The 14,700-nt window shown below is 63.0% G+C and carries 12 protein-coding genes; 4 read left to right on the top strand and 8 right to left on the bottom strand.

From position 1 onward, the window contains the following. Positions 1-4: 4 nt before the first annotated feature. Complete coding sequence (locus tag F3J19_RS31685) at positions 5-802, bottom strand: 3-hydroxybutyrate dehydrogenase (protein ID WP_167050359.1); 798 nt, start codon at positions 800-802, stop codon at positions 5-7. 273 nt (positions 803-1,075) lie between these two features. Here F3J19_RS31685 and F3J19_RS31680 point away from each other — a divergent pair, with 273 nt between their 5' ends. Together F3J19_RS31680 and rlmJ are read left to right on the top strand one after the other, a co-directional pair. Beyond that, the gene (locus F3J19_RS31680; RefSeq protein WP_167050358.1) at positions 1,076-2,047 is read left to right on the top strand and encodes an aldo/keto reductase; all 972 of its coding nucleotides are present in this window, start codon (positions 1,076-1,078) and stop codon (positions 2,045-2,047) included. Between the two features lie 107 nt (positions 2,048-2,154). Beyond that, entirely contained in the window at positions 2,155-3,000 is an 846-nt protein-coding gene (gene rlmJ, locus F3J19_RS31675; protein WP_167050356.1) for a 23S rRNA (adenine(2030)-N(6))-methyltransferase RlmJ, read from the top strand. A 183-nt stretch (positions 3,001-3,183) separates the two neighbouring features. On the opposite strand, the gene F3J19_RS31670 is transcribed toward rlmJ, so the two are convergent. From F3J19_RS31670 to cueR, 4 genes are all read right to left on the bottom strand, one after another. Continuing rightward, entirely contained in the window at positions 3,184-4,182 is a 999-nt protein-coding gene (locus F3J19_RS31670) for an ABC transporter substrate-binding protein (protein WP_167050354.1), read from the bottom strand. A gap of 324 nt (positions 4,183-4,506) precedes the next feature. After that, positions 4,507-4,857 carry a hypothetical protein gene (locus F3J19_RS31665; RefSeq protein WP_240159391.1) on the bottom strand — a complete coding sequence of 117 codons (351 nt, stop codon included), beginning with the start codon at positions 4,855-4,857 and terminating at the stop codon, positions 4,507-4,509. Positions 4,858-5,100: 243 nt separating this feature from the next. Then, entirely contained in the window at positions 5,101-5,247 is a 147-nt protein-coding gene (locus F3J19_RS31660; protein ID WP_167050352.1) for a DUF3563 family protein, read from the bottom strand. A 184-nt stretch (positions 5,248-5,431) separates the two neighbouring features. Beyond that, positions 5,432-5,854: a Cu(I)-responsive transcriptional regulator gene (cueR, locus tag F3J19_RS31655; protein ID WP_167050350.1), complete on the bottom strand. Its 423-nt coding sequence runs from the start codon at positions 5,852-5,854 to the stop codon at positions 5,432-5,434. 135 nt (positions 5,855-5,989) lie between these two features. On the opposite strand from cueR, the gene F3J19_RS31650 reads away from it, so the two are divergent. Both F3J19_RS31650 and F3J19_RS31645 read left to right on the top strand, forming a co-directional pair. Then, a complete protein-coding gene (locus tag F3J19_RS31650; protein WP_167050349.1) occupies positions 5,990-6,193 on the top strand; it encodes a cation transporter in 204 nt (67 codons plus the stop codon). 11 nt (positions 6,194-6,204) lie between these two features. Then, positions 6,205-7,134: an SDR family oxidoreductase gene (locus F3J19_RS31645; RefSeq protein ID WP_167050347.1), complete on the top strand. Its 930-nt coding sequence runs from the start codon at positions 6,205-6,207 to the stop codon at positions 7,132-7,134. Positions 7,135-7,419: 285 nt separating this feature from the next. Here F3J19_RS31645 and F3J19_RS31640 read toward each other — a convergent pair whose 3' ends face one another. From F3J19_RS31640 to imuA, 3 genes are read right to left on the bottom strand one after another with little or no spacing between them, the layout of a single operon-like run. Next, positions 7,420-11,169, bottom strand: coding sequence for an error-prone DNA polymerase (locus F3J19_RS31640; RefSeq protein ID WP_167050345.1), 3,750 nt, complete (start codon positions 11,167-11,169; stop codon positions 7,420-7,422). A gap of 5 nt (positions 11,170-11,174) precedes the next feature. Further along, entirely contained in the window at positions 11,175-12,956 is a 1,782-nt protein-coding gene (locus F3J19_RS31635; protein WP_167050343.1) for a DNA polymerase Y family protein, read from the bottom strand. Beyond that, a complete protein-coding gene (imuA, locus tag F3J19_RS31630; protein ID WP_167050341.1) occupies positions 12,856-13,692 on the bottom strand; it encodes a translesion DNA synthesis-associated protein ImuA in 837 nt (278 codons plus the stop codon). The genes F3J19_RS31635 and imuA overlap by 101 nt, the downstream gene beginning before the upstream one ends. Positions 13,693-14,700 lie beyond the last annotated feature (1,008 nt).

Below are 14,700 nucleotides of genomic sequence, written 5' to 3'. Positions count from 1 at the left end.
CTCCTTATTGCATGTACCAGCCGTGACTCACGATGAAGGACTGGCCCGTCAGCGCGGCCGTCGGGAACGTGGACAGGAACAGCACCGTCTGCGCGACGTCTTCGACCGTCGTGAAAATGCCGTCGACCGTGCCGCCCAGCATCACGCGCTTGATCACGTCTTCCTCGCTGATGCCGAGTTCCTTTGCCTGTTCGGGAATCTGCTTGTCGACCAGCGGCGTGCGCACGAAGCCCGGACATACCACGTGCGAGCGCACGTTGTGCTTGGCGCCTTCCTTGGCGAGCACGCGCGAGAGGCCGAGCAGCGCGTGCTTGGCCGTCACGTAGGCGGACTTCAGCGGCGAGGCTTCATGCGAATGAACCGAACCCATGTAGATCACGATGCCGCCGCGATCGTCCTTGTACATGTGCTTGAGCGCCGCTTTGGTGGTCAGGAACGCGCCGTCAACGTGAATCGCCTGCATCTTCTTCCAGTCCGAAAACGAGTAGTTTTCGATCGGATTGACGATCTGGATGCCGGCATTGGAGATGAGGATGTCGATCGAGCCGAATTCCGCTGCAACCTTGTCGATGCCCTGGTTGACCGCCTCTTCGTTCGTGACGTCCATCGCCACGCCGATTGCCTTGCCGCCGCCCGCCCTGATTTCTTCAGCCACGGCGTTCGCGCCGTCCTGGTTCAGGTCGGCGATCGCGACCGCCGCGCCCGAGGCGGACAGAGTCAGCGCGATCTGCTTGCCGATGCCGCTTGCCGCGCCGGTAACCACAGCGACCTTGCCATTCAGATTCGTGTTCAGAGACGACATCCGGAACCTCCATGCAGTTGATGAGCAATGAGACCACAAGGCCGCATGCGGCGTGAAGTCAGCCAAACGGCATAGACCGTTCGGCCGATGCTGCATTGCGGCCAACTTTGCTATTGTGCATGAACCCCGTGAATTCCAGAGGTAAAACACACATCGAGCCGTATCTCTTTAAACTGGACGGCTTCGGACTCAATCCCGGCCTACGTTTCGGGCTCGACTCACGCCTCAATTTTCACGCCTCAATTTTCGTGCATCACCAACAAGGAGAGAGACATGAATTTCCGACGTCTGGGCCGCTCAGGCCTGCAAGTCAGCGAGCTGTCCATCGGCTCGTGGGTCACCTACGGCAACCAGGTCGATCATCGCGCCGCGCGCGAATCGCTTGCCGCGGCGCGTGACGCCGGCGTCAATTTCTTCGACAACGCCGAGGTCTATGCCGGCGGCAAATCCGAGGAAATCATGGGCCACGCGCTGAAGGAACTGGCGTGGCCGCGCGTGAGCTACGTGGTGTCGACGAAATTCTTCTGGGGTCTGACGGAAGCGCCGAACCAGTACCACACGCTGAACCGCAAGTACCTGATGAACGCGATCGACAGCTCGCTCAAGCGCCTGCAGCTCGATTATGTCGATCTCGTGTTCTGCCATCGTCCCGACCCGAACACGCCGATCGAGGAAACGGTCTGGGCGATGAGCGACATGATCGCGCGCGGCAAGGCGCAGTACTGGGGCACCTCCGAATGGAGCGCCGAAGAAATCCGCGCCGCGTATGAAATCGCCGAGCGGCATCATCTGCACAAGCCGGTCATGGAACAGCCGCAATACAACCTGTTTCACCGCAAGCGCGTCGAGCAGGAATACAAACGGCTTTACGAAGACATCGGCCTTGGTCTCACCACCTGGAGCCCGCTCGCGTCCGGCCTGCTCACCGGCAAATATCGCGCTGGAATACCCACCGACAGCCGCGCGCAGTTGCAAGGTTACGACTGGCTGCGCAACCAGCTCACCGACCCGGGCAAGAACAACGTGGTCGGTCAGTTGGGAGCGGTGGCCGACGAACTCGGCTGCACGGTCGGTCAGCTCGCGATCGCATGGATTCTGAAGAATCCGCATGTCAGCACGGTAATCACGGGTGCGTCGCGGGTCGAGCAGATCGGCGAAAACATGAAATCGGCCGAAGTGGCCGAGCGCATGACGCCGGAGATCAAGCAGCGGATCGAGGAGATCATCGGCGACGCGCACGAGTGAGCCGCGCAGCAAGCGGATAACCGGCGGCGCGCGCTCGCGTACAATACGCGACCGCGCGCCACTGTCTCCGCTCCGGCCGGCACGTCCTCTTTCAGCGTCCTCTCATCATGCTCAGTTACCGCCACGCCTTCCATGCCGGCAATCACGCCGACGTTCTGAAACACGCCGTCGTGTTGCAGCTATTGCGCTACCTCGGCCAGAAGGACAAAGCCTACTGGTATATCGACACGCATGCGGGCGCCGGCGTTTACTCGCTGAAGGAAGGCTACGCGACCAAGACCGGCGAGTTCCAGACCGGCATCGCAAAACTGTGGGAACGCAACGATCTGCCGTCGCTCTTCGCCGAATACGTCGACGAAGTAAGCGCGCTCAATGCCGACGGCCAGTTGCGCTTCTATCCAGGCTCGCCGTACATCGCATGGCGGCAGTTGCGCGAACAGGACCGCATGCGCCTGTTCGAACTGCACACGACTGAAATCGACGTGCTGCGCCATAACTTCCGCGACGCGGGACGCCGCGCGATGCTCTACGCGGGCGACGGCTTCGACGGCATCCTCGCGTTGCTGCCGCCGGCGCCGCGCCGCGCGCTGGTGCTGCTCGATCCGTCATATGAGGACAAGCGCGATTACAGTCGCACGCTGCGCTGTGTCGAGGAAAGCCTGAAGCGCTTTCCGACCGGCACCTATGCAGTCTGGTATCCGCAGGTGAAGCGCCCGGAATCGCAGCGCTTTCCCGATCAGCTGAAGCAATTGCAAAAGGACAACTGGCTGCACGTCAGCCTGACCGTCAGCAATCCGCCCGCGGATGGCTTCGGACTTTTCGGCAGCGGCATGTTTATCCTGAACCCGCCGTACACACTCGCGAAAATGCTCAAGGAGCAGATGCCATGGCTCGTCAAGACGCTCGGCGAAGACAAGGCCGCAACCTTCAAGGTCGAATATCGGGGCAATTAGGCGGCACACGAGCGATCACCGAACGCTCTCGACACCACAACATCGGCTCGCGCAAGCCGATCGCACCGATGTCGTTGTCGCAGACATCAGCCGCGCGCTCCCCCGCTTCTCCGCCGGCTGTTCGTGCATCTCGCACATCCCGGCTCACGCCGGCATCACACGCAACGGCATGACTTCTTTGGCTCACTTCAACTGCGCGGCCGCCTTGCTCGCGAAGTCGTTCGTATAGGTCGCGCCCAGGTCGATCTTTTTCGGATCGAGCCGGTTGTCGAATGACGACAGCGCGCGCAGAGAGGTCGCCGGACCGTCCGCGGGCATCAGGCCATCGGGCGAGTACGCGTCGCGCACGTTGTGAAAGGCCTCCAGGTAGAGCGCCGGATCGCCGAGCAGATAGGCCTGCGGCACCATCTTCAGCAGATCGGCGTCGCTCGCGGTCTGCAGCCAGTGGTTCGCGCGCACGACCGCATTGGTCAGCGCCTGCGTCGTCTTCGGATTCTTCTGAATGAAGCTCTCCGGCGCGTAAAGCGTCGCCGCCGGCATCGTTCCGCCGAACACTGCCTGCGTCCCCTTCACCGTGCGCGTGTCGACCAGCACCTTGATCGCGCCGCTGCGCGTCAACTTGGTCATCATCGGATCGACATTCGACAGCGCATCGATCTGCCCGCTACCCACCGCGGCCAACACCGTCGCACCGCTGCCGACGCCGATCGCCGAGATATCGCTGCGCTGCACGCCGGCCTTGCGCAACGCCACGGTAAGCACGAGATCCGTCGACGACCCCGGCGCGCTCACGCCGACCTTCGCGCCCTTGAAGTCCGCGAGCGATCTGATCCGATCCGCCTTCGACTTCACCACACCGATGACGATCTGCGGCGCGCGGCCCATCAAGGCAAACGCGCGATAGTGCTGTCCCTTCGCCTGCATGAAGAGCGTGTGCTCGAACGCGCCCGCGCCGACGTCGGCACTGCCGCCCACCACGGCTTCCAGCGCTTTCGAGCCGCCCGCGAAGTCCTCGAGCGTGACGTCCAGGCCTTCGTCCTTGAAGTAGCCGAGCTGCTGCGCGGCAAGCACCGGCAGATAGTAAAGACCGGGCAAGCCGCCGACGGCCATCGTCAGCGTGGGTTTTTCAGGCGTGTCCTTGGCGAGCGCGGCGCCGGACAACCCGGCGAGCGCGAGCAGCATGACTCAGGCGCGTATGGCGCGCCGCATCCAGTGAATCGGCATGTTGACGTCTCCTTGTTCCGTTTTCCGTTCGAAGCGGCGACGCGACGCAAATGCCGCAACCGGGCCGCCAGCGACAAAGCGCGCAACGATTGTCGTCGGACGGTTTCTCGTACGCCATGCGCCCAAACCCCAATGCGGAATCGGCCGGGGTGCGAGGCGGCCCATAGGCGGAAGACGTGGAGACGCTCGATCCGATGCAGCGGGCAAGGATCCCAGCGAGGTGCAACGGAACTGAAAAAGCCGATGGCGAAGATACCGGGCCGCCGCCCTTCTATGCCACCCTCATTGCGAAGGCGCTACCGGGCGCGGCATCGGTCTCGGCGGAACGCCGCCGCCCGCCGGCAACGGGATATATGGCGCGACCACGATCGGCGGCGACGCTTCCTGCGGCAGCTCGACAGGAGCCGCAATCGGCGGCGCGGCGACAATCGGGTGCCGCGAAAGCGGCGCGCTCATCAGCACACTCCCGCTCTGGCCGTCGTTGATACCGCTCAGCGAGTCGAGAATCACCGGCTTGCGGGCACTGTCGGACACGGCGAACGCGCCCGGCGCGGCGCAGACGGTTGTCAGCGCCGTCACCATAACCGCAGCGAGGCGGAATTTGAAGGGTTCGAGCGAGCGGACAGAGAGCATGGGCGGCCCCGTTGGTTATGAATGCCCGGTTGCGCAAAAAGCGCCCTACCTTACCTCGGCGCAGGTTGCGAAGCTAGTCGAGAGTCGCCACGACTGGCGTTCCGGCGTCGCCGGCTTCAAACCTGCCGGAAAAGCGGTCAATTCCCAGGGCCCAGTGTGACAAAGCCCCGTTTCGACGGGGCTTGATGCTGTGCTGCTATGGCCGTGCACGCTGCACCGCCGGGCCCAACTCGAAGCTGAAACTTACCGCGAATAGCCGTTGGTTTCGATCGAGCGGATGCGCTGTTCGAGCTGGACGATATCCGACGACGATGCCAGGTAGGCCTCACGGCTATTACGTTCCGCAGATTCCAACCAGGTGTTCAGCTTTTCAAGCAGGTATGCAAACATGATGTTCTCCAAGGATCAGATCGAATCCCCGGTGATCGGACATCAGGGATTTCCCGCCAAAGGGTTAACCCTAATTATAACCCGATGCCCTGAGTCGGACAGTGAAATGCCTACATGAGGTGCATTCCGTTCCGGAATGGTGCACATCCTTGGTGCAATCAGGTTCCACCTTTCCCCGCAACGGCTACAGCGAATGACATCCCTGCCCCGACACCAGATCGGTGTCAGCGAGGCGCTCGATGATCGGACAGTCGGGCCGGTCGTCGCCGTGGCAATGATCGGCCAGATGCGCAAGGGTGTCGCGCATGTCGGTCAGCTCGGCGATGCGGCGGTCGAGGTCCGCGACATGCTCGAGCGCGATCCGCTTCACTTCGGCGCTCGCGCGCGAACGATCGCGCCATAGCGCGAGGAGCCGCCGAATGTCTTCGACGAGAAAGCCGAGCCGGCGCGCCTGGCGGATAAAGCGCAGCGAATGCACTTCCTGCGGACCGTATACGCGATAACCGGCGCTCGTGCGCGCCTTGGCTGTCAACAGGCCGACGCTTTCGTAATAGCGGATCATTTTTGCGGTGACGCCCGACGCGCGGGCCGCTTCGCCAATATTCATGACTGTTTCCCCATGCTCTGGATCAGGTTCGAATCGATCCTACACCTTCCCATGATGGGAAGGTCAGCCACTCAAATACGGATCGGCAGGCATAATTCAGCCATTCGCCATTCTGATTTCGCCGAGGACCCCGCCATGACAATCGAACTCCACGTAGAAGGCATGAGCTGCCAGCATTGTGTCGCTGCCGTCACGAACGCGATCCGCGAACACGACGCCGCCGCGCAGGTTCAGGTGGATCTCGTGGCCGGGCGCGTGGTCGTGGAATCGGCGCAATCCGTCGATGCGCTGAAGGCCGCGATCGACGAGGCCGGCTACACGGTCACGTCGGCTCGCTAAGGGAGCGGATCGTGTTCAAGGTTGCCGTTATCGGCGGCTCCGGGCTGCTCGGCCGCGCGCTCGTCGACGAACTGGCACGGCAGGACGACTGGCAGGTCGTCGCCACCGCGTTCAGCCGGCCGTCGCCGCAAATGGCCGCGCTCGATGTTCGCGACGCGCAGGCGGTCGAACGCTTCATCGAGCGCACGGCGCCGGATGCCGTTGTGATTGCCGCCGCGGAGCGCCGCCCCGACATCTGCGAGCGCGACCCGGCGCTGGCCCGCGCGCTGAACGTCGATGCCGTGCGCATCGTTGCCGCGGCGGCAGGCCGGTGCGGCGCATGGACCCTGTCGATCTCGACCGACTACGTGTTCGACGGCACAGAGCCGCCGTATCGGCACGACAGCGCGCCCGCGCCGCTCAACGCTTACGGGCACAGCAAGCTCGAAGGCGAACGCGCACTGACCGGAACGACCGGGCGCGGCTGCGTGCTGCGCTTGCCGCTGCTCTATGGGCCAATCGTCGGCTGGTCGGAATCGGCGGTGACGAGCCTCGTGCCGGCGATCACCGCCTCGGCCGCCGCCGCTGGCGAGCCCGCCACGATGGACGCCTGGGCGATCCGCTACCCCACGTTCACGCCGGACGTCGCGTTCGTGATCCGGCAGATGCTCGCACTGCATGCGCGCGGAGAGACGGTCTCCGGCATCGTCCAATGGTCGGGGGACGAGCCCATGACCAAATACGAGATCGCCGTGCGTATCGCCGAAGCGCTGCAACTCGATGCGCGCCTGACGCCTCAGCACACGCCAACCGATTCGACGCCTCGCCCGCATAACTGCCATCTGGCGTCGAGCCGTCTCGAAGCGCTCGGTATCGGCCGGCGCACGCCGTTCGATACGGCGATCCGCGAGGTCCTGGCTGCGTTTCCGTGGCAAGGCGCTATGCCGTCGCGGCTGAATTGACGCCACGCAACGGGGTTTGCTGGTTTGTCCGGCTCAAGGCCGCCGCTGTGATCGGACGCGTTGGCCGCGGGGCTGTGCTGCTGGGGCTGTGCTTCTGGCGCATATACATCGCATTTGCCCAAGTGCGTTGTGTAGCGCACGGCTGACCGGCATTCAACTGCATCGCGCAAACGAAAGGATTCACGAGCGCACGGCAAGCGTCGCTCGCCTGCTGGCTGCCGATGCAGGATTCGCCGGCCGTGCCGCGCGTCCGCTCATCACCCGCCACCCGCCCGCTACCGGGCCTCAATGAAAATCGCGGCTCGTCGTGGCGAGTTCGCCGAGCCATTCGCTGTAATCCTCGAGACGATGGGCAACGAGATGGACCACCTCGCCCTTCTGTTTGCGACCGGCAAGCCGCCGCGCCTCGCCGCTGCGGCTTGCCTCGCCCGTACCACTTTCGCCGCTTTCGCCACTTGTGGGGCCGCCTGTGCTATTTGCCTCATTTCCCGCCCACGCCCGATTGCGCCGGTCCGCACTCGCCGCACGCTCTCCCTGACTCGCGCGGTCTCCTCTCTCGCCCCCGGTACTCACCCCATCATCGCGCTGCAAAACCCCATAGACCGCGAGCAACGATGAACCGAGCAACGCCTTGCGCTGCTTTTCAACCAGCGACGGCCACACGATCACATTAATCGAGCCGGTTTCGTCCTCGATCGACACGAACACCGTGCCGTTCGCCGTGCCCGGCCGCTGTCTCACGGTGACGATGCCGCACGCCCGCGCCATTGTGCCGTGCCGGCACGCGGCGAGTTCGGCCGCCGTGCGAAACTTATGCCGCGCGAGACGCGCCCGCAACAACGCCAGCGGATGGCGATTGAGCGTGAGACCGAAGCTCGCATAATCGTCGACGATCTCGCGATGCTCGCTGGCGCGCGGCAACGCGAGCGGCGCTTCGGCGATCGGCGCGTCGCGCAGCAGCTTCGGCACCGCGTGCTGCGCGGTCACGGCCCACCACGCTTCGCGCCGATGACCGGCGATACCGACAAGCGCATTCGCCACGGCCAGCGCTTCGAGATCGCGCCGCGTCAAGGCCGCGCGACGCGCGAGATCGTCGACGTCAACCAACGGCGCATCGCGGCGGGCCGCCATGATGCGTTCGGCGGCGTCCCGCGCGAGCCCCTTGATCAGATGCATACCGAGACGCACCGCGGGACCGCGCGAACCATACGTGCTCGCTGGTTTGAACACGCGCGCGGTCAACCGCCGCGCGGCACGCCGGATCGTGCGGCTCACCTTCAGGTGCGGCAAGGACAGATTGCGCAATTGCTGTGCGGCCAGCACGGCATGTTGACGATGCAGACGCGTCTCGTCAGCGGCAATCCGCCGTCCTTCGGCATGGCGCCGCTCGAAGGTCGATTCCCAGTCGCTCAGCGTCACGTCGGGCGGCAATACCTTGACGCCGTGACGCCTCGCGTCCTGCACGAGTTGCGACGGCGAATAGAAACCCAGCGGCTGGCTGTTCAGCAGACCGGCCAGAAAAGCGGCCGGCTCGTAGCGCTTCAGCCATGCGCTCAGATAAACGAGCAGCGCGAAACTCGCCGCATGGCTCTCCGGAAAACCGTATTCGCCGAAGCCCTCGATCTGTTTGCAGATGCGCTCGATAAATGCCTGCTCGTAGCCGCGCGCCAGCATGCGGTCCGTCAGATCCTTCTGATACTTCGCGAGATTACCGCTGCGCCGCCATGCGGCCATCGCGCGCCGCAACTGGTCGGCCTGCTCGCCCGTGTATTTCGCCGCCACCATCGCCAGATGCATCACCTGCTCCTGGAAAATCGGCACGCCGAGCGTGCGTTCGAGCACCGGCCGCAACTCGTCCTTGGCGTAATCGATCGGCTCGAGCCCCTGCTTGCGACGCAGATAAGGATGCACCATGCCGCCCTGGATCGGCCCGGGCCGCACGATCGCCACTTCGATCACGAGGTCGTAGTACTTGTCCGGTTTCAGACGCGGCAGCATGCTTTGCTGCGCGCGCGATTCGATCTGGAACACGCCGATCGTGTCGGCATGGCCGCACATCTCGTAGACGGCACGATCCTCGCGCGGAATGTCCTGCATCCGGAACCGCGGCAACCCACGCCGCAACGCGACGAATTCGAGCGCGCGCCGGATGGCCGAGAGCATGCCGAGCGCCAGCACGTCGACTTTCAGCAGCTTGAGCGCATCGATGTCGTCCTTGTCCCACTCGATCACGCTGCGCTCTTTCATCGACGCATTTTCTATCGGCACGAGCCGCGACAGCCGGTCTTTCGCGATCACGAAGCCGCCCACGTGCTGCGACAGATGCCGCGGAAAATTGCGCAACTCCTGAGTCAGCCGGATCAGGTTCCGCGTGATGTGCGATCGGGCATCGAAGCCCGCTTCGGCCAGATAGGCGGCCACCGCGCCCGGGCCATCCCACCATTGCTGCGACTTGCTGATCCGCTCGATCAGCGAGGCTTCGAGACCCAGCGCCTTGCCGACGTCTTTCAGCGCGCTGCGCGAGCGGTACGTAATCAGCGACGCGGTCAGCGCCGCGCGATGGCGGCCGTACTTCGCATAGATGTACTGGATCACTTCCTCGCGCCGCTGATGCTCGAAGTCGACGTCGATGTCGGGCGGCTCGTTGCGGGCGCGCGAGATGAATCGCTCGATCAGCATGTTCATGCTGACGGGATCGATTTCGGTGACATGCAGGCAGTAGCACACGATCGAGTTCGCCGCCGAGCCTCGCCCCTGGCACAGGATGTTGCGCGAGCGCGCGAAGCTCACGATATCGTGCACGGTCAGAAAATACTTTTCGTATTTCAGATCGGCGATCAGACCCAGCTCCTTCTCGATCTGCTGAATCCGCTTCAGGTCCATGCCGCCCGGCCAGCGCTCCATCGCGCCGGCCATGACGAGCTTGCGCAGATAGCTCGACGGCGATTCGTCGGCGGGCACCAGTTCTTCGGGATATTCGTATTGCAGTTCCTCGAGCGAGAAGCGGCATAACGCGGCAATGCGCAGCGTTTCTTCGAGCGTCTCGCGCGGATACAGCTTGCCCAAACGCACGCGCGTGCGCAGGTGCCGCTCCGCATTGGCTTCTAGCGCGTGACCGCAGGCCGAGAGGGGCGTGCCGAGACCGATCGCGGTCATCGTGTCCTGCAACGGCTTACGCGAACGCACATGCATCAGCGTGCCTCCCGCGGCCACGAGCGGCAAACCGCTGTCTTGTGAAATCATCCGCAAGGCGTCGAGTTGCAGATCATCGCTGCCGGTTTGCCACAGTTCGAGCGCAATCCATGCACGCTGCGCCGCGAACGACGCGAGCCAATGCGCGCAACGCAGCGTATGCGAGAGCGTCGCCGCGCGCTGCGGCACGAGCAGCAGCACGCAATCGGGCAAGCCGCGCAGGTGTTCGAGATGCGGCAGCATCTCGGTGAAGTCTTCCGGACCGATGCGATAGCAGCCCTTGTCCGCACGCGAACGCGCGAGCGTGATCAGTTCGGAAAGATTGCCGTAGCCGTTGCGATTGAGTGCGAGCGCCACCAGGGTGCAGAAGGGTTGGCCTTCGGCATCGGTCAGATTGAATTCGCTGCCGATGATCAGGTGGGGGATCGGCTTTAGGGGTTCGTCCTTCGGGGGTTCGTCCTTCGGGGGGGCGTCCTTCGGGGGGTCGTCCTTCGGAAGCTGTTTTTTCTCATGCTTTGTCGCAGCCGTTGCGACGGTGATCTCCTCCGGCGCCGCCGCCCGCATCGCCTGCTGCGCTTTTGCCTCGCGCTCTTTCCGTTCGCGCGCCTGCGTCTCTTCGAGTTCTTTCACGGCCGTGTACGCGCGCACGACGCCTGCCAGCGAACATTCGTCGGTAATGGCAAGTGCGCGATAGCCGAGCGACATCGCCCGCTCGACAAGCTCGTGCGGATGCGAAGCCCCCCGCAGGAACGAGAAGTTGCTCAGGCAATGCAGCTCCGCATACGGCGGCAAATGCGCCGCGAACGTCGGCTGCGAAGGCAAGGACGGCGCGGAAGTCGTCATCGCATTCAACCGAACAGGCCCTGCAGATACCACTCGCCTTTGCGCTTGCGATACACCCAGAACAGGTGGCCGCGATCGTCAGCTGCGATGTAGTAATCGCGCTCGACGAGATCGCCGTCCCACCACCCCGCTTCGATCCGCTCGGTGCGCGTGAGCATGGTCAGCGGCCGGCGATAGATCGGCCGCTGGTCGCGCACCATCAGACGCAGCGGCTGGTCGAGCATCCAGAGCGGACGAGGCTGTGCGGGTAGCGCGCAGTCGGGGAGATCGAGCGAAGCCTGGACGTTGCCGGGTTGGGCGGCGAATGCGGGTGTGCTTTGGGAGGGAGCCGATGCGGATAGTGCCGGGGTTGCCGGGGTTGCCGGATCAGCTTGCACTGGCGTTGCGCCGCCCTCGCGTGCTTCTTCAAGCGCGGCATTGCGCAGTTCATCGGTCAGCCAGGTTTGATCCGCCCTGGCTTTGACGCGGCTCTTCGACGGCATGCGCTGTCTGCGTGAAAACGCTTGCGACTGATAGGCTTCCACGCGTGTTGCCCGCTCCGGCCGATGATCGTCCTGCTGCGACAACTGCAGCACGTTCTCAGGCCCGAGGCGCGCGCTCAGACGTTCGAGCAAGCGCGCGAGAGAATCGCCATCCGACTCGGGCATTGAAAACAGCGTGTCCGACCGTCCCGCATGATCGACGATCTGCTCCGCCACCAGCTTCAGTTCGATGACCGGTGCCGCCAGCACCGTCTGGTTCAGCTTTTCCCGCAACAGCCAGATCAGATGCTCAGCATCGCGCGACGGAATGGCCCACGCAACCTTCAGGCTCGATGTTTTCGGCGCGTGACGCGACGCCAGCTCATGCTCGAGCAGCAACGTATAGCCGCTCAGCGCCGCATGATGCGCACTGAGCCAGCCGGCCAGCTGCACGATCAACCGGCGCGCGGCGAACAGCAACGCATCGGCGTTATCGACTCGCGACGGCAATTCCAGTTGCGCATGAAACGACGCCGGCGCGCGAAACGATTCGCGCGGATCGGCACGCATGCCATATGCCTGCGCGAGCAGCTCCAGAACGCCACCGCCGAAACGCCGCACAATGCCCGCTCTCGGCAAGCGGCGCAAATCGGCGAGCGTCGCGCAGCCGACATGCGCGAACGCATCGCGATGCTCCTGTGAAACCGGCAGCAGCGCGACGGACAAACGATCGAGCACGCGCGCGAGCGACGCTTCCTTGAGCACATGCCAGCGACGTCCCTGCCGGCACGCACGCGCCTGCGCCAATAACCACGCCCCCCAAGCGGTCGGCGCACACGCGATGCGCGCCGTATAGCCAAATTCCGCTACCGTGCCCGATACGCGCGACAACAACGCGCGCAGGCCACCGAACAGGCGCAAGCCGGAACCAACTTCGAGCAGCAGTGTATGCACAGCGGCAAGCGACACTTTGGGCGTGTAGCTCAGCAAGGCGAGCGCGATCGCTTCGAATGCCTGGGTTACGCGGGCTGGATCGGCGGCAAGCAGTGTCAACCCCGGCGCCAGCGCCAACGCATACGAGCGCGAATGCCCCGCCTGCACACCGGCGCGCCATGCGTCGAGATCGGGCATCAGGATGTGCGCGTGATCGGCCAGCGCATAACAGCTGCGCGTTTCCGCGTTCGGGTCCGCGGCAGCTTGAGGTTGGCTCGCGCCGTCGCACGGATCACGCCGATTCGGTTTCGCGAGTGAACCAGCTGGAAGCAGCGCGAACGGCTTCACCGCTTCCAGCGGCAACAGCGGTAAGGTGACGGCGATCCACAACATGTTTGACCTCCGGGCGTTGATGGCTGCCCTCGTTTTTCGGCAACACAATGCTTTGTAAAGGCAGAATGAGGCGCAAAGGCTCGGCGAGCGGCGGTCCGCGACGCTTGAAGATATCGATCGACATACCGATCTCGTGCAACCACTGACGACGATTGATCGTCTGCGCGTTGGCCGGCAAAAGCGGTTCACAGATCATCCGCAAAGGCGCCGGCGACGATTGCGCAGCCGCTGCCGCAGGACGGATCAGAAATGCCAGCGCCGCCGACTCCTGAGCTGCCACTTGCAAACGCCGGACCTTGTCGGCGCGCGCATTCTGCAGCCACACGAACACCGCGCCGATACCGCTCTGTTTCAGTACCTGAGTGGCAGCCCAAAGCGCCTGATCTTCCGTCGAGCGCACCCATAGGACACGCCTGATATCGACGCCCCAAGTCTTTAGTGCCGCGACACAAGGCTGATACGGCGGCGCCACGAGCATGACGTGCTGCTCGGCCTGTTGTGTCAGATGCCGAAGCACATGAGCCAGCAAACGCATCTCACCCACTCCGCAATGCTCGATCAACAACTCCGTCAGCCCGCCCGCCGACCAGCCTTGCCCCGGCAGTAGCCGGTCCAGCTCGGCATAGCCGCTGGAGACGACGAGCGAGTCCGGGCCGGCAAGCGCATTGCCTTGCCATACCTGACGCCGTAATTGCGACGACAGCGTGGTCGTCGCTAGCTGAATTGCTGCTGCCATAGACACGCTCTTTACTCGCGGATACTCCGCCTCTTCCTGGCATAGATGCATCGCCGCCCTGATCGATATGCATCGACGTTGTTGGCGGCAACGAACAGACAGAAAATTCTGGCTTTTGCATATAAATCGTGTCGATATGCAATCAATTCCTCGCAACAAGGGGTGGGAGGGAGACGATCTAGCACCCTGGAATACTGTATATTTATACAGTATTCCAGGGTGGATGTTAAGAGCTGAGGTTGCGGCGAGAAGAGCGATGGTGCGTGGGTCAGCTTCGTTGAACTCAAGCGTGCTGAGTTCGTCAACTTCAGACAATTGTCCCGACAAACTGCATGAACGACGCGATCAAACGAGATGAATTGAAAATAATCAGGTATGCAGATTATTTAGATCGATACATCAATAGGCGAGAATTTGGCATTTACACAACCCGGAAGCTCAAGTAACGCAAAGCATCCGACGGCGTCGAAACATTGGGAACTGATTTGCTAAAAACAGATGTGGATCAAAGAAAAATAGCACTTCGACGCTCAAGGTGCACATGACTAACCAGACGACCGGGCACAATAATGAAAACACACTGAGCTACTGAGAAATACCGCCCTGTATCGTGGCAAATCACGGTAAAACCTTCGAATCAGCTTCCAGCACGAGAGGTATGCGTCTCGCAAATTCTTCTGGTCTATAAAGAGCGGTGCGAGGTTGGGCTAAGAAAGGTATCGCAATTGATATTGATACCGGTCTCGATTGCATGTGTAAATGAATCGATATTGGCATCATGCGTCCGGAATCCTCGTCGAGGTCCTTGCTACCCTGAAGGGGTAAATCGTCGTGTGTTACCGGCTCATCAGCCAAGACGACGAATTCATCAGGATTAAGCGCTGACCGGTTACGCGGACGCACAGCGGGCTGGGCAGCACTGAAGACTGCGCGACGGGGGATTGTGGAGAACGGGCGGCATGACGCGGCCGGTACGTTGCCGCACGGGAAGTACCGGTGTCCACACGG

The organism is Burkholderia sp. Ax-1724, from assembly GCF_011752995.1.
GTDB lineage: Bacteria > Pseudomonadota > Gammaproteobacteria > Burkholderiales > Burkholderiaceae > Paraburkholderia.
Note: the sequence above shows the minus strand (reverse complement) of the source record. Positions and strands in the feature narration are given on the sequence as shown.